The following is a 25767-nucleotide window of genomic DNA, read 5'->3' on the forward strand; positions in this document are numbered from 1 at the left end:
GCGGCTTTGGGCGGACGCTATTCCGTTTGATCGCGGTGCTCAATCGCACCTCGGTAGTCGGCGCGGCGTTTGTAACTAATGAGTCTTTCGACCTAGCCGCGTATTTTGGCCGCGTATTTTGGCCGCGCATCGCGTCAGGGCCGCCAGGGCGACGTTCGGGCCGGGCTGATGGCAAGGAAGCGGGGCCGGTGCAAGCCGTCTTCTGTGCGATGCCGGCCCGCTGCATCGGGGCCGGCCCTCCGCTTTGTCCTCCGTCCCCGCGACGAAGCGGCTTCCCCTTGGCGGGCGGGCGCTCTAGAAGCGCTCCATGTTCGGCCTCATCCGCTTTCCGCCGCGAATTACGGGCCCGGCCTCCGCGTAGGCGCCGCGTTCAGCGGCCGCGCCGGATGCCGGGTGAAGCGCGTCCGCCCGTTTTTCTTCGACCGTCCCCGCGACGAAAGCCCTGCCGAACCCCGCCATGAGCGACCAGACCGACGCCGCCCCCGTGGCCGCCCGCGACTATTCGCGGACCCTGTTCCTGCCGAAGACCGATTTTCCGATGCGCGCGGGGCTGCCCACCCGCGAGCCGCTCCTGCTGGAGCGCTGGAAAGACATCGGCCTCTACGAAAAGATCCGCGCCGCCGCGAAGGGCCGCCCGCGCTTCGTGCTGCATGATGGCCCGCCCTACGCCAACGGCAACATCCATATCGGGCACGCGCTCAACAAGATCCTGAAGGATGTCGTCGTCCGCTCGCAGGGCGCGCTCGGCCGCGACGCGAACTACGTTCCGGGCTGGGACTGCCACGGCCTGCCGATCGAGTGGAAGATCGAGGAGCAGTACCGCGCCAAGGGCAAGAACAAGGACGAGGTGCCGGTGCTGGAATTCCGCCAGCAATGCCGGGCCTTCGCCGCCGAATGGCTCAACATCCAGCGCGACGAGTTCAAGCGCCTCGGCGTCACCGGCGACTGGGATCATCCCTACTCGACCATGGCCTATCCGGCCGAGGCGCGCATCGCCGCCGAGCTGATGAAGTTCGCCGCCTCCGGCCAGCTCTATCGCGGCTCGAAGCCGGTGATGTGGTCGGTCGTGGAGAAGACCGCACTCGCCGAAGCCGAGGTCGAGTACGAGGAGCATGTCAGCGACACGGTGTTCGTGGCGCTCCCGATCCGCGAAGGGGCCCCGGTCGAACTGGCGAACGCCCGCGTCGTGATCTGGACGACCACGCCCTGGACGCTGCCGGCCAACCGCGCCGTCGCCTATTCGAAGCGCGTCGCCTACGGGCTCTACCGCGTTACGCAAGCGGCCGAGGACAATTGGGCGAAGGTCGGCGACAGTTATGTCCTCGCCGACGCGCTCGCCGAGGGCGTGTTCAAGGCTGCCCGCGTTGAGGCGTTCGAGCGCGTGGCCGATGTGCCGGCGGCGAGCCTGGCCGGGCTCACCCTGTCGCATCCGCTTCACGCCTTCGATCCCGGCTACGGCTTCGCGGTGCCATTGCTGGAGGGCGAGCACGTCACCGACGAGGCCGGCACCGGCTTCGTTCACACGGCGCCAAGCCATGGCCGCGAGGATTTCGAGGTCTGGATGGCCAATGGCCGCCGCCTCACGGAAGCCGGCATCGACACCCGCATCCCCTACACCGTCGATGCCGATGGCATGCTGACGGAGGAGGCGCCCGGCTTCACCGGCCGCTTCGTCTTCACCGCCAAGGGCGACAAGGGCGACGCCAACAAGGCGCTGATCGCCGCGCTCACCGAGGTCGGCGCATTGGTCGCCCGCGGGGTGCTGCGCCACCAATACCCGCATTCTTGGCGCTCGAAGAAGCCGGTCCTGTTCCGCAACACGCCGCAATGGTTCATCGCCATGGACCGGCCGGTGGACGCGCTCGGCAACCGCACCCTGCGCGAGACGGCGCTCCACGCCATCGAGCAGACGCAGTGGGTGCCGCCGCAGGGCAGGAACCGCATCAACGGCATGGTCGCGGGTCGGCCCGACTGGGTGGTCTCGCGCCAGCGCGCCTGGGGTGTGCCGATCACCGTCTTCGTCGAGCGCGAGACCGGGAAGGTGCTGCGCGACGAGAGGGTCAATGCCCGCATCGCCGAAGCGTTTGCGGCGGAAGGCGCGGACGCGTGGTTCGCGGAGGGCGCCACCGAGCGCTTCCTCGCGCCCGATTACGATCCGGCGAATTATGAGAAGGTGACCGACGTCCTCGACGTGTGGTTCGATTCCGGCTCGACCCACGCCTTCGTGCTCGACGATGCGCAAGCCTTCCCCGGCCTGGCCGGCATCCGCCGCGCGGTCGATGGCGGGCCTGACACGGTGATGTATCTCGAAGGCTCCGACCAGCATCGCGGCTGGTTCCAGTCCTCGCTGCTCGAATCCTGCGGCACGCGGGGGCACGCGCCCTACGACGTGGTGCTCACCCACGGCTTCGTTCTCGATGCCAAGGGCGAGAAGATGTCGAAGTCGCGCGGCAACGTCGTCGCGCCGCAGAACGTCATCAAGGAATCCGGCGCCGACATCCTCCGCCTCTGGGTCGCGGCGGCCGACTATTCTGACGACCTGCGCATCGGACCGGAGATCGTCAAAACCTTCGCCGAGACCTACCGCAAGCTGCGCAATTCGCTCCGCTGGATGCTCGGCTCGCTCGCCCACCGCGTGCCCGGCGACGACGTGCCGTTCACCGAGATGCCGGAGCTGGAGCGCTTCATCCTGCATCGTCTGGCGCAGCTCGACGGCGAGATCCGCGACGCCTACGCGGCCTTCGACACCAAGCGGATCGTCGCCCTGCTCAACGGCTTCATGACCGGCGACCTCTCGGCCTTCTATTTCGACGTGCGCAAGGACGCGCTCTACTGCGATCCGATCTCCTCGGTGACCCGCCGCGCCGCGCTTCAGGTCATCGACGAGGCGTTCCGCCGGGTGGTGATCTGGCTCGCGCCGGTTCTCGCCTTCACGGCGGAGGAGGCGTGGCTCGACCGCTACCCGTCGCAGGACGGCTCGGTGCATCTCCAGACCCTGCCGGAGACGCCCGCCGCATGGCGCGATGATGCGCTCGCTGCCCGCTGGCAAAAGATCCGCAAGGTCCGCCGCGTCGTCACCGGCGCGCTCGAGATCGAGCGCGCGGCCAAGCGCATCGGTGCCAGCCTCGAGGCGGCGCCGACCGTCTACGTGTCGGATTCCGATCTGCTCGGCGCGCTCGATGGCGTGGACTTCGCCGACACCTGCATCACCTCGGCGATCACGGTGCGCGCCGGCGAGGGCCCGGCCGACGCCTTCCGCCTCGACGAGGTGAAGGGCGTGGCCGTGGTGCCCGAGCGGGCCGAGGGCATCAAATGCGCCCGCTCGTGGCGGGTCACGCCGGAGGTCGGCAGCGATCCCGACTATCCCGAGGTGACGCCCCGCGACGCGCGAGCTCTGCGGGAGTGGGACGCCGCCCATCCGGAGGCGGCGTGACCGCCTTCCGCTCCGGCCTGATCGCGTTGCTGGCCACGCTGGTCCTCGATCAGGCCTCCAAGCTCTGGCTCTATTTCGGCACCGACCTCGTGATGACGCAGCCCTGGCGGCTGGCGCCGTTCGCGGACTTCGTCGTGGTCTGGAACCGGGGTGTCTCCTACGGTCTGTTCCAGCAGGAGGGCGGGCTCGGGCGCTGGCTGCTCGTCGCGGTCTCGCTCGCCGCTGCCATCGGCTTGTCGGTGTGGATGCGCCGCGCCGGCTCGCGGCTGCTCGCGGTGGCGCTCGGCCTCATCGTCGGCGGCGCGCTCGGCAACGCTATCGACCGGGCGGCCTACGGGGCAGTGTTCGACTTCGTTCACCTGCACGCGGGAACGTGGTCCTGGTACGTATTCAACGTGGCGGATGCGGCCATCGTCGCGGGCGTCGTCGGGTTGATCCTCGACAGCCTGCGGCCGGCCCCACGTTCCCCGAGCACGGACGTCGCCGGGAACGGCGGCCGTCCCCAAGCTTGAGGTCAGGCGCGCCCCAGCCGCGTCAAGGTGCCATACCTTCGCCTGAAACCCGGCTCACCTCGGTTTGCGTGGGCTCGACGCGCTTCACGATGAAGTGATGTCCGGCTGACCGTCCCGGATCAAAAGCGGGCGGGGCCGGTCCGTAGCCTTGGGGAAATCGGCATGAACGGGCGGCGCAACGTCTCGCGGGCTTTCGGATCGATCCGTCCTCTGGCTTTGAGAGCGGCTTGGGGCGCAGCTCTGCTGCCCGGCCTCGCCGTCGGCGCAGCCCGCGCCGAGGGCGAATTCATGCGCGACACGCTGAGCAATCTCGGCCTGATCGAGCCGGACCGTCCCGCCATCACCTATCGCGAGCGCGCACCGCTGGCGATGCCGCCCAAGCTCGGCGGTAAGGAGGATCTGACCGCCGGCCTGCCCCCGCCCCGGGCCCGTCAGGCCGATCCGGCCTGGCCGAAGGATCCGGAGGTGGTCCAGCGCGAGCGCGCTGCCATCGAGGCGAAGAAGCCGATCGTGCGCGGCGCGCAGGGCCGCATGAACGACAACAACGAGACGCTCTCGGTCTACGAGATGGAGGCCGGCCGCCGCGCGGGCGCCGGGTCGCTGACCGGGCCGGCGAACGCCCCCGGCCAGGGTGACACCCGCGATTCGACCTGGCTCAACCCGTTCGAACTGCTCAAGGGCACGACCGACAAGACCGAGCCGTCGCTGGTCGAGCCCGACCGCGATACGCTGACCGATCCGCCCACCGGCTATCGCAAGGCGCCGATCAAGGTCGCCAAACCGCAGGGTGGCCCTGTGGGTGGTCCGATCAGCGACCGTGAAGAGGCCGACCCGCGTGCCTATATGAGAAACTCGTCCGGGCGCTGAGAGCGGACCTCCGCCCGGTTTCGTCGATCTCGGCGGGTCGGCGAAGGCGCCCGGCATCCCGGGGGGACTGTCACCGCGCGGACACGCCGCGCGGTATGGGATTTGCCACCGGCGACCGATCACGGGACAATGCCGGGATTCTTTGGGACGGAAAGCGCGGAGGGCGGAAGAGCCCCCGCATAAGGAAAGTGGGATGCACCTCTACCGGAAGGCCATCGCGCCCGTGGGACCGCAGCGAGGCCTGAATCACGCCGGCCGTGTGGACGCCGCCCCGTTCGGGCGCTCCGAGGCGGGCGGCCCGGAGGTCTCCGCCTTCGTGCTCGACAACGGGCTCGACGTGGTGGTGGTGCCCGATCACCGGGCGCCGGTTGCCACGCACATGGTCTGGTACCGCAACGGCTCGGCCGATGATCCGATCGGCCAGTCCGGTATCGCCCACTTCCTCGAACACCTGATGTTCAAGGGCACCGAGCGGCACCCGGCCGGCGCCTTCTCGAAAGCGGTCTCGTCGCTCGGCGGCCAGGAGAACGCCTTCACCAGCTACGATTACACCGCCTATTTCCAGCGCGTCGCCCGCGACCACCTCTCGACGATGATGGCCTTCGAGGCCGACCGGATGAGCGGCCTCGTGCTCGACGACGCCGTGGTGGCGCCCGAGCGCGACGTGGTGCTGGAGGAGCGCCGGATGCGGGTCGAGACCGATCCGTCGGCGCAGCTCTCCGAGGCGATGTCCGCCTCGCTGTTCGTGCACCATCCCTACGGCATCCCGATCATCGGCTGGATGCACGAGATCGAGGAGCTGAACCGCACCCACGCCATCGACTATTACAAGCGCTTCTACACCCCTGAGAACGCGATCCTCGTGGTGGCCGGCGACGTGACGCCGGACGAGGTGCGGCGTCTGGCCGAGGATACCTACGGCCGGGTGACGCCGCAGGGCGCGCGGCCGCTGCGCACTCGCCCGCGCGAGCCGGAGCCGCGGGCGATGCGTCGGATCGCGGTGGCCGACCCGAAGGTCGAGCAGCCGACCCTGCAGCGCCTCTACCTCACCCCCTCCTGCATGACCGCCCGCGACGGCGAGGGCTACGCCCTCGAACTGCTCGCCGAGGTCGTCGGCGGCGGCTCGACCTCGTTCCTCTACCGCAAGCTGGTGCTGGAGATGGGCGTCGCGGTGAATGCCGGCGCTTGGTACATGGGCTCGGCGATGGATGACACGCGCTTTGCCGTCTACGCCGTGCCGGCCGAGGGCGTGACCCTGGAGGCCCTCGAAGAGCATATCGATCGCGTGCTGCGCCGCGTCCCCGAGGCGCTCGGTGCGGAGGCGATCGAGCGGGCCAAGATCCGGCTCATGGCCGAGACGGTCTATTCCTCCGATTCGCAGAGCTCGCTCGCGCGCATCTACGGCTCGGCGCTCGCCATCGGCGAGACCGTCGAGGAGGTGCGCCGCTGGCCGGTCGAGATCGAAGCGGTCACCCATGACCGGCTCGTCGCGGTCGCCGCCCGCTATCTCGTGCCCGCCCGCTCGGTGACCGGCTACCTGACCAAGGCGCGCGACCCGGACGTGGCGATCGCCTGAGACGGCCCTGATTCTTCGCGCCGCCCTCGATGGCGGCGCCGTTTGCGAAAAGACGCATTAAGGAACTTCCGATGAATCTCGCCGAGACCGGCACCCGCACCGCGACGTCGCCGACCCAGGCGTTGCCGCTCGCGGCCGCCCCCGGCATCGAGGCTTGGCACGTCGCCTCGCCGGTGGTGCCGATGATCGCGCTCTCCTTCACCTTCGAGGGCGGCGCGGCGCAGGATGCGGAGGGCAAGGCGGGCACCGCGCAGATGATGGCGCGGCTGCTCGACGAGGGCGCGGGCGATCTCGACTCGGATGCCTTCCAGGAGGCGCTCGCGGCCCGCGCGATCGAGCTGAGCTTCCACACCGGCCCCGATTCCATCGGCGGCTCGCTCAAGACGCTGCTCACGCATGCCGACGAGGCGATCCGTCTGCTGGCCCTGTCGCTGGCCGAGCCGCGCTTCGATCAACCCTCGATCGAGCGCGTGCGGGCGCAGATGATCGCCAGCCTGCGCTACCAGCAGAACGATCCCGGCGTGCTGGCCTCCCGCCGCTACTTCCGCGAGGCCTTCCCGGGGCATGCCTACGGCCGCTCCTCGTCGGGCACCATCGAGACCCTGTCGGCGATCACCCGAGACGACCTCGTCGCCCTGCACCGGGCCGTGATCGGTCGCGGCAGCCTCAAGGTCGCGGCTGTGGGCGCCTTCGACGAGGCGACGATCACCGGCATGATCGCCCGCGCCTTCGGCGCTCTGCCCGAGGCCGGCCCGCTCAAAGCCATTCCGCCGACCGCGATCAACGAACTCGGCCGCCGCATCGTCGTCGATCTCGACGTGCCGCAATCGGTGATCCGCTTCGGCATGCCGGGCGTGGCGTGGCGCGACCCCGACTTCATCCCGGCCTATGTGCTGAACCACATCCTGGGCGGCGGCGCCTTCACCTCGCGCCTGTTCCAGGAAGTGCGCGAGAAGCGCGGCCTGGCCTACTCGGTCGGCACCTCTCTGACCTCGCACCGCGCCGTCGCCATGACCTGGGGCTACACCGCCACCAAGAACGAGCGCGTCGTCGAGGCCCTCGACGTGATCGGTGACGAGATCCAGCGCCTCATCACCGACGGCCCCTCCGACGAGGAGTTGCAGAAGGCCAAGGACTATCTCACCGGCTCCTACGCGCTCGGCTTCGACACCTCGACCAAGATCGCCAACCAATTGGTGCAGATCGCCTTCGAGGGGCTCGGCATGGACTACATCGCCCGCCGCAACGACCTCGTGGCGAGCGTGACCCAGGCCGACATCCGCCGGGCCGGCGCCCGCACGCTCGGCGACGGCAAGATGCTGGTCGTCGCCGCGGGGCGGCCCACGGGGCTGTAGGCGCCTTTCCACCAATTCCATCACGGCCGGGGCCGGCACGCGGACACGCGTCGCCGGCCTTTTTCTTTTTAAGTCCAGCGATTTGGTGCGGCCGGCGAAGTCGGAATGAGCCGGGCGCCTTGGGCTCGCGCCCAAAACCCCTATCTGGGGAGGCCGAACCCGCTCACCGCGCGAGGCCTCAAGCGATGCAGCTCACCGGACTCCACCACGTCACCGCCATCACGGCGCAGGCGGCCGACAACCTCGCCTTCTACACCCGCGTGCTGGGGCTCCGGCTCGTGAAGAAGACCGTCAATCAGGACGATGTCTCGGCCTATCACCTGTTCTACGCCGACGGCCGCGCCTCGCCCGGCACCGACATCACCTTCTTCGACTGGCCGGCGCCCGCCGAGCGGCGCGGCACCGACAGCATCTCGCGCACCCTGCTGCGCGTCGGCGGAGCGGCAAGCTTCGACTGGTGGCGCGAGCATCTCGCCCGCCAGGGGGTGAGCCACCATCCGGCGATCGAGCGGGACGGGCGCCTTACCCTCGACTTCGAGGACGGCGAGGGCCAGCGCCTCAGCCTCGTACATGATGGCGGCGTGGGGCCAGCCCATCCCTGGGCGGGCAGCCCGGTGCCGCCCGAGCACCAGATCCGGGGCCTTGGGCCGATCCGCCTCACCGTCTCGCAGCCCGAGCGCACCGAAGCGGTGCTGACGCAGGTCCTCGGTTTCCGCCGCGCCCGGACCTTCGAGCTGCCCGAGGGCGAGGTGACAGTGTTCGAGACCGGCGAGGGTGGTCCCGCCGCGGAGGTTCAGCTTCTCAAAGGGACGGGGGCGCCGGCTCGCCAGGGCGCGGGTGCCGTCCACCACGTGGCCTTCCGCATCCCCGACGCCGATTACGACGCCTGGGCCGACCGGCTTAAGCAGCGCCGCGTCCCCTCCAGCGGTCCCGTGGATCGCTACTACTTCCGCAGCCTGTATTTCCGCGAGCCGAACGGCATCCTGTTCGAGATCGCCACCGACGGGCCGGGCTTCGCCACCGACGAGACGATGGAATCGCTCGGCGAGCGTCTCGCCCTACCGCCCTTCCTCGAGCCGCGCCGGGCCGAGATCGAGGCGGGGTTGAAGCCGCTGTGATGCAGCGCGCCCGTTCGCCGAAGTCCGGGGCGTGAGGGCCTATAGATTCCGCAGGAAAGTGAGGCTCGGCGAGAAGAAATACTCGCCGCCCTTCATGTGAACGAAGCCGCCGAAATCGACATCGGTCGCGACGCCCTCCGTTGGATCGTCCCAAGCCCGTGGCAGCTTCTGTTCGCCGGCCGTCAGAAGTCCTTGGCCGATCACCGGATCGACTCCATGGGGCGGCGTCGGCTGGAGGGGGAAGTTGGTGTTGTTCGCCCAAACTGCCTGCGTGAACGCGAACTGGTGGGCAATTTTGGAATTGTAGGCCATGAACAGCAGTCCGACGCCGTTCTTGGGCAGCTTGTCGGCGACCCTTTCCTGAAACTCCTCCAGGCTGTCCGCCTCCGGCAGCTCGGCTGGGTGAACCTCACGCCGGGCATCCTCGTAGGGAATGCCTCGCCGCGGCATCAGGTGGCTGCGCTCCTCGGCTTCCGGCTCCGCGCCGCCGGACCCACGCGGATTGGTCTTGCGGATATGGGCGTGGAAGGGGCAGCGACTGCCGGCATCCGCCGTGTAGTCGAAGTTGTTCCCTGGCTTGAGGGCTCTGGCCTCGGGCGACAGCGTTACCGGTGTGCCATCCTCGAAGCGGCCGACGATGAGGGCGCCGGCCAATTCGCGTTCATCGGCGCCCATCAGATCCAACTGATCCGCGACGACCTGCTCACGCAGCTTGAAGGAACGTACCCGCTGCTCGAGCTTGCGAAACACCAAGTAGCTGCCGAAGGCCGTCGGATCGTCCGGCACGCCGGGATCGGGAACCAGGGCCAAACCGAGGGGGAAGGCCGGGTCCCACCGATCTGTCCCGGTCTCCTTCCGCTCCGCTTCGATGTCTTCGATCAGCATCAGGGGCTGGCTGCGGCCGTCGACGTAGCCGAAATGCTCGATGCCCTCGCCGGCTGCGTTGAAGAGAGCGGCTCCGTGCTGGATGAACACCGTGCCACCGGCTGCGTGGATCAGTTCACGGATCTGCGCCGCGAGTTTCGCCCGCGAACTCGGCGTCTCGTGCGCGGCGATGACGACTCCGTGGACGGGCGTGCGGAATTCCCGCTCCCAGGTCTCGATAGATGGATCCTGCAGGGCCGCGATACTTTCCGGGTGTCCCATCCCAAGGGCAAAATCCGGATCGGCGGGGGCGACGTCGCCCCGTCCGATCGCTTCGTATCCTGCAGCCGACAGCGCCACGTGGACGAAAGCCCCCGCACCCCGGCCGCCGTCGCGCTTCTTTCCGGCCTTCTTGAAGGTGTCGGCATCGATCAGTTGCCGATAGGCACTGACGATGTGGAAATTGGCAAGCTCTCGCAGCAGGCGTCTCGCTTCGAGACTCCGCGCCGGATCGAGCCGAAAGAAGAGGTTCGCGGTGAAATGCCGTCCATGCCCTTTCAAGATATTGCCTTGAAGGCCCTGCAGCATCAGAAGTTCTTCTGAATCGGCTTTCTTCCAGGACAGAGGTTCCGTGATGTCGATCGCCATGGCGCCCTCCGCAAATACCGTGGGTATAAGAGAGATTTACTGGGAAATATGCAGCGTCGATGCGCGCCGAATCGGAACAATTTAAGTTTTAGCTATGTATAAAGTGCCTGTGCCATCAATATCAATTTGGTGGTAACTCGGGTGGGCCGGCCTTTGCCGGTCGGGATGTCCAGCCCAAGGAGCCGCCGGCTTCGAATGATGCGCTGCCGTCAGATCGCCTGCGCTCTTCCTGCGGCTTGACGTTTGTCCCGCAGTTGCGAGAAGAGCGGCCGGAAAACTCCTGCATCTGGGCTCTTTAGAACGATGAGCAAGTACAACGAGGAGCGCGTCCTCTCCGTCCACCACTGGACCGACACGCTCTTCTCCTTCCGCACGACGCGCGATCCCTCGTTCCGCTTCCGCAACGGCGAGTTCACGATGATCGGCATCGAGGTCGAGGGCCGTCCGCTGCTGCGCGCGTACTCGGTGGTCTCGGCCAATTACGAGGAGGAGCTGGAGTTCTTCTCAATCAAGGTGCCGAACGGCCCGCTCACGAGCAAGCTCCAGCACCTCAAGGTCGGCGATCCGATCATGATCGGCAAGAAGCCGACCGGTACGCTGGTGCTCGACAACCTCCTGCCCGGCAAGAACCTCTACCTGCTCGGCACCGGCACGGGGCTCGCCCCCTTCCTGTCGATCATCAAGGATCCGGAGACCTACGACCGCTTCGAGAAGGTCGTGCTCGTCCACGGCTGCCGTCAGGTGCAGGAACTGGCCTATGGCGAGACCATCACCGAGACCCTGCCGAAGCACGAGTTCCTCGGCGAGATGATCGCCAACCAGCTGATCTACTACCCGACGGTCACCCGCGAGCCGTTCCGCAACCGCGGCCGGATCACCGACCTGATGACCTCGGGCAAGCTGTTCGAGGATATCGGCCTGCCGAACATGTCGATCGAGAACGACCGCTTCATGCTCTGCGGCTCGCCGGAGATGATCAAGGACACCCGCGAGATGCTGACGGGCCTCGGCTACGAGGAGGGCAACCACGGCGAGGCGGCCCACTACGTGATCGAGAAGGCCTTCGTCGAGAAGTAGCGCTCGAGCGCTTTCCGGCGAAGTGGGTTCCGGTTCGTCGAAAGAAAGCGCGGCACAACAAATGGATAGAGGCGTGATCCGACCCAACGTGGCCGGGCACGGCTCTAGCGGAGCGACCGGCCCCGGTCGCTCCGACTCACGCCTTCATCCTGAGCTGCGAAGCCGCCCCCAAGGGGGTTCCGGACATCGCGCGGGAGCCGGGCGATCCTTCGAAGCCCGTGGTCGGGGGCACCTCAGGATGAGGGCGCGGGTGGGACCACGCCGTTTTCTAACCCGAGCGATCCGCACGCCATGTCCCCGACCGCCCTGTTCGTCGTCGGCGCCGGCACCGAGATCGGCAAGACCTACACCACTGCCGGCCTCGTCCGCCGGCTGCGCGGCCAGGGCCGGCGGGTGCGGGCGCTGAAGCCGCTCGCAAGCGGCGTCCCCCGCTCGACCATCCCGATTTCGCGGAGAGTGATACCGGGCGCCTGCTCGCAGCGCAGGGGCTGGCTGTCACGCCCGAGACGGTCGCGGCCTGCTCGCCCTGGCGTTTCATCGCGCCGCTCGCGCCCGACCTCGCCGCCGCCCGCGAAGGGCGCAGCCTCGCGCTGCCTGAGCTTGTCGCGTGGTGCGGCGCGCGTCTGGCCGAGGCCGGTGACGGTGAGACCGTGGTGATCGAGGGCGTCGGCGGCCTGATGAGCCCGATCACCGAAGACGCGACCGGCCTCGACTGGCTGAAATCTCAAGCGATCCCGGCGCTGCTCGTGTCCGGCAGCTATCTCGGCGCCATCAGCCACGCGCTGACGGCGGTCGAGACGTTGCGGGCGCACGCCATCCCGCTCGTCGGAATCGTGGTCAGCGAGAGCGAGGGCGCTCCGGTCCCGGTCGAGACGGTGGCCGGGCAGATCGCGCGGCACGCTTGCGTGCCGGTCGGCTGCCTGGGCCGGGGAGGGGATTTTCCCGAAAACCTCCCCGGGATTGCCTGAGCCAATTACCGGCCGGAGCCGCCGCGCTCCTTCGGCGCCTTCGGCTCGCGGGATTCCTGGATCTCCTCGGCCTTCTCCTCGTCGGTGTCGCTGCTGCGCTTGATCGTGTCGTCGGGCTTGGCGGCCAGACCCTTCACGATGGCGACGAGGCGCTTGCACTCGTCCGGGAAGCCGTAGGATTCGAGCACGATGGCGGCGTCGCGGAGCGTCCGCAGGTCGCGCACGATCTGGGCGTTCTTGGTTTCCTGAAGCTCCTTCTTCGCCGCGATCGTCGGTTCGAGCCCGGTATCCTCGACATTGCATTCGGCTCGGGCGGCCGGCATCGCGGCGAGCATCAGGAAGGCGCAGGCGATCAGGCGACGCATGTCACGTCTCGTATGGGTTGAGGGCGGGGAAACTCAGCCGCGGTGGCGCAGCAGGTCGTTGGTCACGGCCACGAGCTGCGCGGCGCGGTAGGGCTTGGGCATGAACACCGATTCGTTCACCGCCTCGGCGGCGGAGAGGCCGTCGCGGCCGCCGGAGGTGTAGACCACCGGAAGCCGCGGCAGGCTGCGCCGGGCGCTGCGGGCGAGCGCGATGCCGTTCGTGTTGCGGGCCAGATCGATATCGGTGAAGAGCAGGTCCACGTGCTCGCGCGACAGGATCGCCTCCGCCTCCTCCGCATCGGCGGCGGTCAGCACCCGGTAGCCTTCGTCGAGCAGCGCCTCGGCGGCCAGCTCGCAGACGAAGGACTCGTCCTCCACCACGAGGATCGTGTCGGCGTGGCGCGCCAGAGAGAACGGCGGCAGGGCAGCGGGGATGCAGGCGAAGGGGATCATGGCAGAACTCCAACTCACCCGTGCTCGGACAACAGCCGAGCTTGCGGATCGCCGGACCAACGGGGCCGTGAAGGGCCTCGTTCACCGTGATTGCTTCGATTTGCGCGCATTTGGTAACCGATCGGTTAACCTTGACGGTACGGTGCAGGAACTGTTTTCAGTCGCGCCTGACGCGATGACACCCCTAAGCCCTTGTCGGATGAGCCCGTCTTTCGCCCCCGCACCCGCCTGCCGTTCGAAGAGCGCCTTAACGATCGTGCCGACCCTGTGACCCGACCCTGGCAGATCGGCTTCGGCGTCGTGCTCACGGCGCTCGCCGGATTCGTGGACGCGCTCGGCTTCATCCGGCTCGGCGGCCTCTACACCTCGCTCATGAGCGGGAACACGACGCAGCTCGCCGTCGCGCTAGGCCATGGCGAGCCGCTCGGCGCCGTGCTGCCGGCGTTGCTGATCGGCGCCTTCCTCGTCGGCGCGGTCTCGGGGGGCGCCATCGCCGCCCTGTGCCCGCCGCGCTGGGTCACGCCCGCGGTGCTTGGCCTGGAAGCCGTCGCCCTGACGGCGGCGGTCGCCCTGGCGGCCGAGCACGCCCATGTCGGCGTGGCCTCGCTGTTCCTGGCGCTCGCCATGGGCGGGCAGAACGCGGTGCTCGCCCATGTTCAGGGCTTTCGCGCCGGCACCACCTTCGTCACGGGCGCGCTGTTCGCGTTCGGGCAGAAGGCGGCGCTGGCGCTCGCCGGCAGGGGACCACGGCTGGGATGGGTCGGCGACGGCTCGGTCTGGCTCTCGCTCCTGGTCGGGGCGGTTGCGGGTACGCTCGCCCATGCGCATCTCGGAATCGCGGCCCTGGCGATTCCCGCCGTCGTGGCGGCCGGGCTATGCCTTGCCGCGACCCTGTTCACTCTCGTGTACCGGCGCGCGCCGGTGACGCTGACCAAGATCTGAAGGAAGACCCCTCCGGCATGAGCGCCTCCGCTCCCTCCCTTACCGACCACGTCGCGGACATCGCGGCCGGCGCCCATGTCACCGCCGCCCACTGGCTCAAGGGGACGTTGGCGCTGGCGCTGGCCGATGGCGGCGTGCTGCTGGCCCGCGACGGCGCGATCGAGACCGTCTCCGCCCACCCGGACAGCGGCATCCTCGTGGCGGCCAGCGACGGCGCCCGGCTCGTGAGCGGGGGCGATGACGGCCGCGTGGTCGCGACGGCGGCCGACGGCCGGTCGAGCGAGTTGGCGCAGGCCAAGGGCGGCGGCTGGATCGACGCGCTGGCGCTCCACGGCGACGGCTCGTTCGCCTTCGCCTCGGGCCGCGCGATCGTCGCCCGCGACGCCAAGGGCCGCGAAAAAACCCTCACGGCGCCCACCACCGGCCGCGGCCTCGCCTTCGCGCCGAAGGGCTACCGGCTCGCGGTGGCCCACTACAACGGTGTGAGCCTCTGGTACCCGAACCTCGAAACCCCGCCTGAATTCATCGAGTGGAAGGGCTCGCATCTCGACGTGACGTGGTCACCCGACGGCCGCTTCGTCGTCTCGACCATGCAGGAGAATGCGCTGCACGGCTGGCGCCTCCAGCCCGACCGCGGCCACATGCGGATGTCGGGCTATCCCGCAAAGGTGCGTTCGCTCTCGTGGTCGTCGGACGGCAAGTGGCTCGCCACCAGCGGCGCCGAGGCCGCCATCGTCTGGCCGTTCGACTCCAAGGAGGGCCCCACCGGCAAGGCGCCGCGGGAATGCGGCGTGCGGCCGGCGCGGGTCTCGCAGGTCGCCTTCCACCCGAAGGCCCCGGTCCTGGCGATCGGCTACGAGGATGGCTGCGTGCTGCTGGTGCGCTTTTCCGATGCCTCGGAGCTGCTGGTGCGCCCGGCGGTGAAGGGCAGTGCGATCTCGGCGCTCGCCTGGGACCCGGCCGGCGCCCGCCTCGCCTTCGGCTGTGCCGACGGGCAGGCCGGCCTGCTCACCCTGCCGGCCTGACGCCCGCGCCGTGGCCCTGTTCGGACGCGCCCCGAAGCCCGACGCCGCCGCCCGGCGGCGGGTCGAGGCGTGGCTGCGGAAGGCGGGTGGTTACGGCCCGGACACGGCGATGAGCGTGAGCGAGATCGTCTGCACCGATCCGGCCTGTCCCGGCACCGAGACCGTGGTCCTGCTGTTCCCGCCCGGCGAGAAGACGCGGGCGGTGAAGATCGCCGGGGCGCTCGACGCCCTGAGTGAGGCGGATGTGGCGGCCGCCCTCGGCCAAGATTGAACCGCGGCCCTCCCCGGCGCCGCGGATCGCCCTACAAACCGGGGTGCCCCCGCGAAGGAAGTTTTGATGTTCCGTGTCGTCCGAACGCTCGGCCTTGCCTTCGGACTGCTCGCGGCGGTCATCGCCGCGCAGGCGCCGGAATTCGCCCAGCAATACACCCAGCGCCTCGGCGGGGCCCTGGACGAGCTGCGCCGCGCCATCGCCGCGCTCGATGCCGACGCCAAGGCCACGGGCCGCAGCCGGGACGAGGCGCTGGCGCTGCTGCGGACCAACCCGGATGCCTTCATCGCCCGACGCGGCGAATCGGCCCGGGCCGATGTCGAGCGGTTGAAGCGGCTGGAGGCGCAGAAGCTCGCCCTCGACACGGCGGCGAGCCCGCTCGGGCGCCTCAGCGTGATGGCCCGTGACCCCGACATGAGCATCGCCCGCGCCACCTATCGCGACTATCAGCCGGCGGTGCCGACCACGGCGGACGGCCTCGTCGCCGGGCTGCTTGGCTTCCTCGCCGCCTGGGGCGGCTGGCGCGTCACCAGCGATGTCGGACGCCACCTCGCCCGCCGCCGGCGCCGCCCGCGGCCGCAAACCACGCCAGTTTGAGGCAAATCCGGCACTGATACGGGGGGTGAGGTGTTGCAGCGCCTCTACAGCCCGGCCCACCCGCCTGCACTAGGTGTAGGCTAAGCGCCCGCACTCCGCAGGGGCGCCGGATCCGGTCCTCCCTCGATCATGCCGCGTCCCCCGACCACGACCGTCGATCCCGCCCTCGACGCGGCGGCCTTGCTGCGCCGTATCGGCTTCTTCGGCCTGTTCGTGGTGCTGCCGGTGGCCGCGCAGGTCTCGCGCCGCGCTACCGTGGTGCTGGCCCCCATCGCCGTCGTCCTGCTGATCACAGCGAGCGCCATCGACCAGCATCAGCGCGCTGTCGGTCCGGCCCTGAAGCGGCTGCTGACCGCGCCGTCCTTCCTCGCCGGCATGCTGGTGGTGTTCTGGTCGGGACTGTCGCTGGTCTGGACGCCGTTTCCCGGGCCCGCGAGCGAGCGGCTGGCCAACCTCGTCGCCATCGTGGTGATGACGCTGCTGGCCTATCTCGCGCTCCCCGACCGGATGCGCTCGGCCAACCTCTACCTGCTGCCGCTCGGCGTCGGCGCGGCGGCCATCGTCGCGATCCTGATCAACCTCGTCGGCGACGCGATGCTCAAGGACAACCCGGACGGCGACAGCGCCCTGGAGCGCGGCGCGGTGCTGCTGGCGCTGCTGGCGTGGCCCGCCGTGGCGTGGCTGCGCTCGCGCCGCCGCGACCTGGGCTCGCTCGTCGTGATCGTGTTGGTCGCGGGCGCGCTGCTGCTGGCGCCGGGCGTGACCGCGCTGTTCGCGCTGGCCATCGGGGCACTCGTCTTTGCGCTGACGCATTGGCGCCTGTCGCTCGGCGTGCGCGTCACCGCGCTCACCGCCGCCGGCCTGCTCGTGGCCGCGCCGCTGCTGCCGTTCCTCGCACGTCCCATCGGCATCGCCCTGTTCGGCCCCGTGGCGCCCGGCGTGCTGGCGCTCAAGGCGTGGCAGAAGGTCGTCACCCTGGAGCCGGTGCGGCTCGTGACCGGCCACGGCCTCGAGACGGCCCTGCGCGGAAAGATCTTCGGCATCCTGCCAATCAATGCGCCGACCACGATGCTGTTCGAATTCTGGTACGAACTCGGCATCGTCGGCGCCTTCGCTGCGGCCTTCGCCCTCTACGGTGCGATCCACCGCGCCGGCCGCGACGCCACGGTGCTGGCGCCCTGCGCCATGGCGGCCTTCGCGACCGCGTTTGCCATTGGCTGCGTCGGCGTCGGCCTCACCACGATCTGGTGGCTCACCACGCTCGCCCTGGCGATCCTCACCTTCGTGGCGATTGAGCGCGGGCAGTTCCGCTCCCGTCGGCCCAAAGTCGGGCTGATCCCGCGCCTGCCCGCGCGGGGCTGACGCCTCAGGCGTCCGACGGCTCGATCGCGTCGGCCGCCGCCTCGATGCCGGCCATGTCGTCGTCGGAGAGGCCGAAATGGTGGCCGATCTCGTGGACGAGGACGTGGGTGACGAGGTGGCCCAGCGTCTCGTCGTGCTCGGCCCAGTAATCGAGCAGCGGCCGGCGATAGAGCCAGACGGCGTTGGGCATCTGCCCCGTGGCGATTTCGCCCGCCTGCGCCAGCCCGATGCCGCGGAACAGGCCGAGCAGGTCGAACTCCGACTCGCACCCCATCTCGGTCAGGGTCTCGTCGTCGGGAAAGTCGTCGATGTGGATGCGCACGCCCGCGCAGAGCGCCCGGAATTCCTCCGGCAGGGCGGCGAAGGCGGCCTCGGCCAGGGCCTCGATCTCGGCCAGACTCGGAGCCTTGATCTCGGCCCAGTGGCCCGCAGCCGTCTCACTCACGGCGCGGCGGGCTCGGGCGGGACGACCGGCAGCACGCAGCGCACCAGGAAGGCCGCCAGATCACTGGTGATGTGGTCGATATGCGGCTCCTGCACCGCTTCCTGCTCGAACAGTTCGCGGAACGGATCGGGCGTCGGCGGCACCACCAGCACGGTCGCCATGCCGAGGTCGTGCGGCACCACGAGGTTGCGGGCGATGTCCTCGAACAGGGCCGAGCGCCGGGGATCGACCCCGTGGCGCAGAAGGAAGCGCTCGTAGGTGCCGCGGTCGGGCTTGGGGATGAAGTCGGCGTCGGCGATGTCGAACACGTCCTCGAAATGGTCGAGGATGCCGAGCTTGCCCGCGACCGATTCCGCGTGGCGGCGCGATCCGTTGGTGAGGATCAGCTTGCGGCCCGGCAGATGCTCGATCGCGGTCCCGAGCGCTTCGTCGAGCTTGATCGTCGAGTGGTCGATGTCGTGGGCGAAGTCGAGGAAGTCGTGGGGATCGACCCCTTCCTCCACCATCAGCGCCTTCAGGGTGGTGCCGTAGCGGTGGTAGAAATGCTTCTGAAGGGCGCGCGCCGAGATCGCGTCGAGCCCGTAGAGCCGCATGACGTAGAGCGTGATCCGCTCGTCCACCTGCGGCCAGACCCGCGCGTCGCTCGGGTAGAGCGTGTTGTCGAGATCGAACACCCAGGTATCAACGTGGGAGAACCCGCGGGCGTCGGAGGTGGTGAAGTGACTCTCGCCGGGAAGGAGCAAGGGGAGGGTGACGCTTGAAAGGAGAAACGGGACGGGGATGCCCCGTCCCGTATGTAGGGAGTTGAAAGCCGCTGGGAAGCGCTGCCGTCAGCTGCGCCGGATCAGAGTGCCCGCGCCGAAATCGGTGAACAGCTCGAGCAGCGCCGCGTGTGGGACCTTGCCGTTGAGGATGACCACCGCCTCGACGCCCTGTTCGAGGGCGTAGATGCAGGTCTCGACCTTCGGGATCATGCCGCCGGTGATGGTGCCGTCGGCGATCAGGCGGCGGCAATCCTCGACCGAAAGCTCCTGAATCAGGTTCTTGTCCTTGTCGAGCACGCCGGGCACGTCGGTCAGCAGCAACAGGCGCTTGGCCCGCAGCGCCCCGGCGATGGCGCCGGCGAAGGTGTCGGCGTTGACGTTGTAGGTCTTGCCGTCCTCGCCATAGGCCACGGGAGCAAGCACCGGGATCAGCTCGGCCTTCAGCACCGCATCGAGCACGCCGCGCTCGACATGCTCGGGCTCGCCGACGAGGCCGAGGTCGATCGCCTGCTCGATGTTACTGTCGGGATCCTTGATCGTCCGCATCGCCCGCTTGGCGCGGACCATGTTGCCGTCCTTGCCGCACAGGCCGATCGCCCGGCCGCCCTCGGCGGCGATCCAGCCGACGATCTGCTTGTTGATCGAGCCGGCCAGAACCATCTCGACCACCTCGACGGTGGCCTCGTCGGTGACGCGCAACCCGCCGCGGAACTCCGATTCGATGCCGAGCCGGGCCAGCATCTTACCGATCTGCGGCCCGCCGCCATGCACGACGATCGGCTTCAGGCCGGATTGTTCGAGCAGCACAATATCTTCGGCGAAGTCCTCCGCCGCCGCCGGGTCGCCCATGGCGTGGCCGCCATACTTGATGACGACGATTTCCTGATCGTAGCGCTGCATGTGCGGCAGCGCCTGGGTCAGGATCTCGGCGCGCACATGCACGTTCGGCAGCGGATCGGTCATCGCGGTCGTCCTGGCTCTCTCTCGAGTCGGAGGCGGATTCGGCAGGCTTCTAGCGCAGGCTTTGTGCAGAGCGAAGAGTCCGCGTGCTCGCGATCCCGCGATGGGTGCCATGCGAAGAGCGTTGTCAGGCCATCCGACCGGCGCCGGCCCGTCGGATGCCGGCGGCCACCCCACGGGGCGATGCTCTAGCGACGCTTCGTGTCACTCTTGAAACGCCGCCTGGCCGATCGCGGGATCGAGGGTCGGAGACGGTGAAACTCAAGTCTGGCGGGCAAGACCGGCTATGTGTGGTCGTTCAGCTCTATCCAGTTCTTCATCTCAGCTGATTTCAGCGCGATGCTTAAACGGCGGTTAACCATCGCGATCAATCATGCCCTGGTTGAACGAAGGGGGCCGACCATGCTGAGTGCCGATCTGGCGATGCCGCGTCCGAGTCTGACGCATCCCGGTTTGCTTGCCCGCATCGTCGAGCGTCTCGGTCAGGGCGCGGGCTCGTCCGCCGACGTCTGGCGCCAGCTCACCGACAACTACGCGGTCGATCTCGACGCCGTGGCCGCGCTCCTGCCCTGCGCCGAGCCCGAGCCGCTCTGGCTCACGGCGCGCGCCCAAGCTCGCAAGCGCTGAGTCCGCGTCAGCCGATCACCCGCAGGCTGTCGCCCGTCCGCAGCACGCCGCCGGCCAGAACCTCGGCGTAGACGCCGCAATCGGTGTGGCCGACACCCTGCATCAGGGTCCTCGGGATCGACAGATCGCGCTGGCCCGTCTGCGGATCGACATTGGTGGCCGCGCAGCGCTCGGTTCGGCTCGTGATCTTCAATCGGACGTCGCCCGCTTCCAGCACCCGGCCGACCATGTCGAGTTCGGCCCAAGGCTCCAGCCCGTCGAGATAGAGGTTGCCGCGAAAGCGGAGGGGATCGACCGGGGCGCCGACGAGATCCTCGGTTGCCGCCACGCTCGCACGGTTGATGAGCGAGACGTAGCCTGTGCGCGAATCGGTGAAGCGGTAGCCGGGCGGCGCTGTCAGCACCCGCGGCGCGCCGCGCAGTTCCTGCGGCAGGAAGCCCTTCATGAACTCGGCGAGCGCCGCGCGCCCCTCCGCTGTGCTCAGATCCGCATCCACCGCCTGCACACCGTTCTCCTCGACCGTGAGGCGATGCGTGGCGTCGTCGAACCGGGTGCGCAGCCGGGCCAGCGCCTCGTTACGCATCAACATCAGGTAGGCGATCTTCGGCAGGTGGCGCGGCACGGTCTCGTTGAAGCCGGAGGGGCCGTTCTCGATGGCGTAGAGCCGGTCGCCGGGAAAGTAGCCGCTGGTTTCCAGTTCGGCCGTCTCTACGGCCTCGGGCGAGAGACCTTTGACCGGATAGCGGTAGAGGGCGGCGATGCGGAGGGCAGGGCTCTGGCTCATCCCCACTCGCTAAGGCCGGACGCGCCCGATTTGCAACCAGGCCGGTGGGGCCCTGCGCCGCCTACGGAGAATTCCGCATGGTCCGGCGCCGCGGTCTCGGTCAGCCTGCCGCTTTGCGTCAGGAGGATGAGGACAGATGGCCGAGGTCACCGCGCTCTACAGATATCCGGTCAAGGGCCTCTCGGCCGAGCCGCTTCCGGCGCTGACGCTGGCTCGCGCGTCCGGCCTCGCCTTCGACCGCGAATATGCCCTCGCGCTCGGCACCACGGCCTTCGACCCACAGAATCCGGAGCCGCTCGATAAGGGCTACTTCCTGATGCTGCGCAGCAACGAGGTGCTGGCGGCGCTCGCGACGCGGTTCGATCCCGAGACCGGGCAGCTCACGATCACCCGCGACGGCGCGACGCTGCTCAGCGAGGATCTGACCCGGCCTGAGGGCCGCGAGGCGGTCGAGCGCTTCTTCGAGGCCTATGTCGGCCCAGCGGCCAAGGGGCGACCACGCCTCGTGCGGGCGGCCGACCACAAGTTCACCGACGGCAGCGTGATCTCGCCGGCCTTCATGCGGGCGGTCTCGCTCATCAACCTCGCCTCGGTCCGCGCCCTGGAAGAGCGGACAGGCGGCGCGATCCACCCCTTGCGCTTCCGCGCCAACATCTACGTCGATGGGCTGGAGCCGTGGGCGGAGATGGATTGGGTCGGCCGGGAGGTGACCGTCGCGGGCTTGCGTCTGCGGGGGCTCGCCCGCACGCCGCGCTGCGCTGCCGTCGATGTGAATCCGGAGACGGCCCGGCGTGACACCAACCTGCCGAAGGCGCTGAAACGCCATTTCGACCATGTCGATCTCGGCATCTACCTCGAAGTGCTCAGCGACGGCGCCGTGGCGGTCGGCGACCGGCTTAACGTGATGCCGCAAGCCGAAGACGCCGCCTGAACGGCCACGCATCGGCCGCGTAAGCTTGGTCCGAATGCCCGCCTGGGATGCGTTTTGGACGCCCTCTCCCTCTTGTGTCACGTATACGCAACACCAGATCATCCCTACCGGCGGCTCACAATAAAGCGCCGGTGTCCCGGTGGGGCTCACCCCGCGGGACAACGCATCGGAGGCTCCGTGCCGCGCAAGCGGGCGGACGATCTTCGATCCGGGGAAGGGCAACACGCATGAATTTCGAAAAGTACACCGAGCGCGCCCGTGGCTTCGTCCAGGCCGCTCAGAATCTCGCCGTCCGCGAGGGCAACCCGCAGCTCGCGCCCGGCCATCTCCTCAAGGTCCTGCTCGACGATCCCGAAGGGCTCTGCGCCGGTCTCATCGACCGGGCCGGCGGCCAGTCGCGGGTCGCGCATGCGCAGGTCGAGCAATGGCTCGCCAAGCAGCCGAAGGTCTCGGGCAATGCCGCGCAGCCGCAGGCGACGCGCGAACTCGTGCGCCTGTTCGACACCGCCGAGCAGGCCGCCGAGAAGGCGGGTGATTCCTACGTCACCGTCGAGCGCCTGCTGCTGGCCTTCGCCGTCGAGAAGGACGGAGAGGCCGGCCGCATCCTGACCGCGGCGGGCGTCACCGCGGCCTCGCTCAACGCGGCGATCAACGCGCTGCGCAAGGGCCGCACCGCCGACAATGCCTCGGCCGAGAACGCCTACGACGCGCTGAAGAAATACGCCCGCGACCTCACCGAGGCGGCCCGCGAGGGCAAGCTCGACCCGGTGATCGGCCGCGACGAGGAGATCCGCCGCACGATTCAGGTGCTGTCGCGCCGCACCAAGAACAATCCCGTGCTGATCGGCGAGCCCGGCGTCGGCAAGACCGCCATCGTCGAGGGGCTGGCCCTGCGCATCGTCAACGGCGACGTGCCGGAATCCCTCAAGGAGAAGAACCTGCTCGCCCTCGACATGGGCGCGCTGATCGCCGGCGCGAAATATCGCGGCGAGTTCGAGGAGCGGCTGAAGGGCGTGCTCTCCGAGGTGACCGCCGCGGAAGGCCAGATCATCCTGTTCATCGACGAGATGCACACGCTCGTCGGCGCCGGCAAGGCGGACGGGGCGATGGACGCCTCGAACCTGCTGAAGCCCGCGCTGGCGCGGGGTGAGCTACACTGCGTCGGCGCGACCACGCTCGACGAGTACCGCAAGCATGTCGAGAAGGACGCCGCGCTCGCCCGCCGCTTCCAGCCCGTCTTCGTGTCCGAGCCCACCGTTGAGGACACAGTCTCGATCCTGCGCGGCATTAAGGAGAAGTACGAGCAGCACCACGGCGTGCGCATCCAGGACAGCGCGCTCGTCGCGGCGGCGACCCTGTCGAACCGCTACATCACCGACCGCTTCCTGCCCGACAAGGCGATCGACCTCGTCGACGAGGCCGGCTCGCGCCTGCGCATGCAGGTCGATTCGAAGCCGGAAGAACTCGACAACGTCGATCGTGAGATCGTGCGGCTGAAGATCGAGGGTGAGGCGCTGAAGAAGGAGACGGATTCCGCCTCCCGCGACCGGCTGCAGCGCCTGGAGAAGGAACTGGCCGACCTCGAGGAGCAGTCCGCCACCATCACGGCGCGCTGGAAGGCCGAGAAGGACAAGCTGGGTGCCGCCGCCGAGCTGAAGAAGAAGCTCGATGAGGCGCGCAACGAACTCGCCTCGGCCCAGCGCCAGGGCCAGTACCAGCGCGCGGGCGAGCTCGCCTACGGCGTGATCCCCGGCCTGGAGAAGCAGCTCTCCGAGATCGAGGCCGCGGCCGAGAGCGCGGTCGCCCGCGACGGCATGGTCGAGGAGGCGGTGACGCCGGCCCATATCGCGGGCGTCGTCTCCCGCTGGACCGGCGTGCCGGTGGACAAGATGCTGGAGGGTGAGCGCGAAAAGCTGCTCGCGATGGAGGAGGCGCTCGCCAAGCGCGTCGTCGGCCAGCGCGAGGCGGTGGAAGCGGTCTCGACCGCGGTCCGCCGGGCGCGGGCCGGCCTGCAGGACCCGAACCGGCCGATCGGCTCGTTCATGTTCCTCGGGCCGACGGGCGTCGGCAAGACCGAGCTGACCAAGGCGCTGGCCGGCTTCCTGTTCGACGACGACACCGCGCTCGTGCGCATCGACATGTCCGAGTACATGGAGAAGCACGCGGTCGCCCGCCTCATCGGCGCGCCTCCTGGCTATGTCGGCTACGAGGAGGGCGGTGCGCTGACCGAAGCCGTGCGGCGCCGGCCCTATCAGGTCGTGCTGTTCGACGAGGTCGAGAAGGCGCATCCGGACGTGTTCAACGTCCTGCTGCAGGTGCTCGACGACGGGCGCCTGACGGACGGGCAGGGGCGGACGGTCGACTTCCGCAACACGCTGCTGATCATGACCTCGAACCTCGGCTCGGAGTATCTGGTGAACCAGCCGGCCGGCCAGGACACCGACGTGGTGCGCGATGAGGTGATGGGCGTGGTGCGGGGTCACTTCCGGCCCGAATTCCTGAACCGGGTGGACGAGATCATCCTGTTCCACCGCCTCGCGCGTTCGGAGATGGGGGCGATCGTCGACATCCAGCTCGGGCGTCTCGCCAAGCTCCTTGAGGATCGCAAGATCACTCTCGACGTGGACGGCGAGGCCCGCACCTGGCTCGCCGACAAAGGCTACGATCCGGCCTACGGCGCGCGGCCGCTGAAGCGGGTGATCCAGAAGAACGTGCAGGATCCGCTCGCCGAAGCGATCCTCTCGGGGGTGATCCACGACGGCGAAACGGTGCCGGTGCGCGTCGGCCCGGCCGGGCTGATGATCGGCGACGTCGCCGCCGAGCGCCGGCCGGCGGGCGTGCTGCTGAACTGATCCGGTGAACGAAAGGCCCTGGCGCGGGAGACCGCGCCGGGGCAGCCTCGTCCGCGGCCGCTCCGGAGCGGCCGCGTCAACGCGCCGCGAAGCGACGCGCGCGGCTTCGGCCGGTTGCCCCTGGCCCCGGTCCGTCCTCGTCTTGCGTTGCAGCGATTTCCCATCGACAACGAGCGGATGACTGCCGAGACGATCACCTACGCCATCGGCGATATCCACGGCTGCGCCGACCTGCTCGACCGCCTGCTGGAACGCATCGAGGCCCATGCAGGGACCCGCGCGAAGAAGCTGGTCTTCCTCGGAGACTACATCGATCGCGGCCCCGACAGCGCGCGGGTGATCGAGACCCTGCGGCGCCTGCAGTGGCGCGAGCCGGAGGACGTGGTCTGCCTGATGGGCAACCACGAGGAGATGCTGCTGAAGAGCCTGCGCGAGCCCGGCGCCCTCGACCATTGGGTCTATAATGGCGGCGCCGAGACCCTCACGTCGTTCGGCGTCTCGGGGCCGGAAGAGCTGCCGGGCGAGATGCTCGACTGGATCGAGGCCCTGCCGACCCTGCACGAGGATGCGCAGCGCTGGTACGTCCATGCCGGTTTCCGCCCCGAGGGGGAGGTGCCGGACCCCGACCCTCACAACCGGCTCTGGATCCGCGAGCCGTTCCTCTCCGAGGATTATAATTTCGGCCGCCACGTCGTCCACGGCCACACGCCGCAGACCCGCGGCGGGCCGGATTGCCGCCGCTTCCGCACCAATCTCGACACGGGTGCCGTCTTCGGCAACGCGCTGACCGCAGGCGTCTTTTCGCAGGCGCAGGGCCCGGCGCTGGAATTCCTGCGCGTCTCGGCTGGTTGAGTCAGGCACCCTCGATTTCTGTGAGCGCTGAGGTTTCATCATCGGACCGGCTTGAACCCGGCCTCGGCTCCCTCTCTAACAGGGCCTAACCGCGGCCGCTCGTGCCGCGGATCAGGAGC

At 68.9% G+C, this 25767-nt stretch carries 23 protein-coding genes and 1 pseudogene; 17 read left to right on the forward strand and 7 right to left on the reverse strand.

What is annotated here, in order from left to right:
- Positions 1 to 457: 457 nt before the first annotated feature.
- From ileS to MSPGM_RS11770, 6 genes are all read left to right on the forward strand, one after another.
- Positions 458 to 3433: an isoleucine--tRNA ligase gene (gene ileS / locus MSPGM_RS11745; RefSeq protein WP_003599158.1), complete on the forward strand. Its 2976-nt coding sequence runs from the start codon at positions 458 to 460 to the stop codon at positions 3431 to 3433.
- The gene (gene lspA / locus MSPGM_RS11750) at positions 3430 to 3945 is read left to right on the forward strand and encodes a signal peptidase II (protein WP_003599159.1); all 516 of its coding nucleotides are present in this window, start codon (positions 3430 to 3432) and stop codon (positions 3943 to 3945) included. Before ileS ends, lspA begins: the two co-directional genes overlap by 4 nt.
- Positions 3946 to 4107: 162 nt before the next feature.
- On the forward strand, positions 4108 to 4812 hold the full coding sequence (locus tag MSPGM_RS11755) for a hypothetical protein (protein WP_003599160.1): 705 nt from the start codon (positions 4108 to 4110) through the stop codon (positions 4810 to 4812).
- A gap of 193 nt (positions 4813 to 5005) precedes the next feature.
- Positions 5006 to 6388 (forward strand): M16 family metallopeptidase, encoded by a 1383-nt coding sequence (locus tag MSPGM_RS11760; RefSeq protein WP_003599161.1) that lies wholly within the window; start codon positions 5006 to 5008, stop codon positions 6386 to 6388.
- Between the two features lie 71 nt (positions 6389 to 6459).
- Complete coding sequence (locus MSPGM_RS11765) at positions 6460 to 7743, forward strand: M16 family metallopeptidase (protein WP_003599163.1); 1284 nt, start codon at positions 6460 to 6462, stop codon at positions 7741 to 7743.
- Between the two features lie 185 nt (positions 7744 to 7928).
- Positions 7929 to 8861, forward strand: a complete 933-nt coding sequence (locus MSPGM_RS11770; protein ID WP_003599165.1) for a ring-cleaving dioxygenase — start codon at positions 7929 to 7931, stop codon at positions 8859 to 8861.
- 39 nt (positions 8862 to 8900) lie between these two features.
- Here MSPGM_RS11770 and MSPGM_RS11775 read toward each other — a convergent pair whose 3' ends face one another.
- Positions 8901 to 10373 carry a Dyp-type peroxidase gene (locus MSPGM_RS11775; protein WP_012752826.1) on the reverse strand — a complete coding sequence of 491 codons (1473 nt, stop codon included), beginning with the start codon at positions 10371 to 10373 and terminating at the stop codon, positions 8901 to 8903.
- Positions 10374 to 10676: 303 nt separating this feature from the next.
- Between MSPGM_RS11775 and MSPGM_RS11780 the strand changes: the two genes are divergently transcribed.
- Both MSPGM_RS11780 and bioD read left to right on the forward strand, forming a co-directional pair.
- Complete coding sequence (locus MSPGM_RS11780; protein WP_003599169.1) at positions 10677 to 11450, forward strand: ferredoxin--NADP reductase; 774 nt, start codon at positions 10677 to 10679, stop codon at positions 11448 to 11450.
- Positions 11451 to 11741: 291 nt separating this feature from the next.
- A pseudogene (gene bioD, locus MSPGM_RS11785) lies at positions 11742 to 12418 on the forward strand (dethiobiotin synthase).
- A gap of 5 nt (positions 12419 to 12423) precedes the next feature.
- Here bioD and MSPGM_RS11790 read toward each other — a convergent pair.
- Positions 12424 to 12783 (reverse strand): hypothetical protein, encoded by a 360-nt coding sequence (locus MSPGM_RS11790; protein WP_003599173.1) that lies wholly within the window; start codon positions 12781 to 12783, stop codon positions 12424 to 12426.
- A gap of 33 nt (positions 12784 to 12816) precedes the next feature.
- A complete protein-coding gene (locus MSPGM_RS11795; protein ID WP_003599175.1) occupies positions 12817 to 13236 on the reverse strand; it encodes a response regulator in 420 nt (139 codons plus the stop codon).
- A 267-nt stretch (positions 13237 to 13503) separates the two neighbouring features.
- On the opposite strand from MSPGM_RS11795, the gene MSPGM_RS11800 reads away from it, so the two are divergent.
- The 5 genes from MSPGM_RS11800 to MSPGM_RS11820 all read left to right on the forward strand — a co-directional run bounded on the left by MSPGM_RS11800 (position 13504) and on the right by MSPGM_RS11820 (position 17433).
- Positions 13504 to 14178: a YoaK family protein gene (locus MSPGM_RS11800; RefSeq protein ID WP_012752827.1), complete on the forward strand. Its 675-nt coding sequence runs from the start codon at positions 13504 to 13506 to the stop codon at positions 14176 to 14178.
- A 17-nt stretch (positions 14179 to 14195) separates the two neighbouring features.
- The gene (locus tag MSPGM_RS11805) at positions 14196 to 15203 is read left to right on the forward strand and encodes a WD40 repeat domain-containing protein (protein WP_012253773.1); all 1008 of its coding nucleotides are present in this window, start codon (positions 14196 to 14198) and stop codon (positions 15201 to 15203) included.
- 10 nt (positions 15204 to 15213) lie between these two features.
- Positions 15214 to 15474 carry a hypothetical protein gene (locus tag MSPGM_RS11810; protein WP_003607304.1) on the forward strand — a complete coding sequence of 87 codons (261 nt, stop codon included), beginning with the start codon at positions 15214 to 15216 and terminating at the stop codon, positions 15472 to 15474.
- 66 nt (positions 15475 to 15540) lie between these two features.
- Positions 15541 to 16071: a DUF2937 family protein gene (locus MSPGM_RS11815; RefSeq protein WP_003607305.1), complete on the forward strand. Its 531-nt coding sequence runs from the start codon at positions 15541 to 15543 to the stop codon at positions 16069 to 16071.
- A gap of 129 nt (positions 16072 to 16200) precedes the next feature.
- Positions 16201 to 17433 carry a hypothetical protein gene (locus MSPGM_RS11820; protein ID WP_012752828.1) on the forward strand — a complete coding sequence of 411 codons (1233 nt, stop codon included), beginning with the start codon at positions 16201 to 16203 and terminating at the stop codon, positions 17431 to 17433.
- A 4-nt stretch (positions 17434 to 17437) separates the two neighbouring features.
- On the opposite strand, the gene MSPGM_RS11825 is transcribed toward MSPGM_RS11820, so the two are convergent.
- The 3 genes from MSPGM_RS11825 to argB form a co-directional block, all read right to left on the reverse strand.
- A complete protein-coding gene (locus MSPGM_RS11825) occupies positions 17438 to 17878 on the reverse strand; it encodes a metallopeptidase family protein (RefSeq protein ID WP_003605286.1) in 441 nt (146 codons plus the stop codon).
- Positions 17875 to 18621 (reverse strand): pyrimidine 5'-nucleotidase, encoded by a 747-nt coding sequence (locus MSPGM_RS11830; protein WP_003605285.1) that lies wholly within the window; start codon positions 18619 to 18621, stop codon positions 17875 to 17877. Before MSPGM_RS11830 ends, MSPGM_RS11825 begins: the two co-directional genes overlap by 4 nt.
- Before the next feature lie 87 nt (positions 18622 to 18708).
- Positions 18709 to 19605: an acetylglutamate kinase gene (argB, locus tag MSPGM_RS11835; protein WP_003605284.1), complete on the reverse strand. Its 897-nt coding sequence runs from the start codon at positions 19603 to 19605 to the stop codon at positions 18709 to 18711.
- 399 nt (positions 19606 to 20004) lie between these two features.
- On the opposite strand from argB, the gene MSPGM_RS11840 reads away from it, so the two are divergent.
- On the forward strand, positions 20005 to 20229 hold the full coding sequence (locus MSPGM_RS11840; RefSeq protein ID WP_003605282.1) for a hypothetical protein: 225 nt from the start codon (positions 20005 to 20007) through the stop codon (positions 20227 to 20229).
- 7 nt (positions 20230 to 20236) lie between these two features.
- Here the strand turns inward: MSPGM_RS11840 and MSPGM_RS11845 are convergent, their stop codons facing one another.
- Positions 20237 to 21013 (reverse strand): MOSC domain-containing protein, encoded by a 777-nt coding sequence (locus MSPGM_RS11845; protein WP_003605280.1) that lies wholly within the window; start codon positions 21011 to 21013, stop codon positions 20237 to 20239.
- A 136-nt stretch (positions 21014 to 21149) separates the two neighbouring features.
- Between MSPGM_RS11845 and MSPGM_RS11850 the strand changes: the two genes are divergently transcribed.
- The 3 genes from MSPGM_RS11850 to MSPGM_RS11860 all read left to right on the forward strand — a co-directional run bounded on the left by MSPGM_RS11850 (position 21150) and on the right by MSPGM_RS11860 (position 25648).
- Positions 21150 to 21944, forward strand: coding sequence for an MOSC domain-containing protein (locus tag MSPGM_RS11850; protein ID WP_003605278.1), 795 nt, complete (start codon positions 21150 to 21152; stop codon positions 21942 to 21944).
- Between the two features lie 227 nt (positions 21945 to 22171).
- Complete coding sequence (gene clpB / locus MSPGM_RS11855; RefSeq protein WP_261926380.1) at positions 22172 to 24796, forward strand: ATP-dependent chaperone ClpB; 2625 nt, start codon at positions 22172 to 22174, stop codon at positions 24794 to 24796.
- Positions 24797 to 24973: 177 nt separating this feature from the next.
- Positions 24974 to 25648: a metallophosphoesterase family protein gene (locus tag MSPGM_RS11860; protein ID WP_012752829.1), complete on the forward strand. Its 675-nt coding sequence runs from the start codon at positions 24974 to 24976 to the stop codon at positions 25646 to 25648.
- The last annotated feature ends 119 nt before the right edge of the window (positions 25649 to 25767 follow it).

Origin of the sequence: Methylorubrum sp. GM97 (assembly GCF_024347855.1) — a bacterium.
Classification (GTDB): domain Bacteria; phylum Pseudomonadota; class Alphaproteobacteria; order Rhizobiales; family Beijerinckiaceae; genus Methylobacterium; species Methylobacterium extorquens.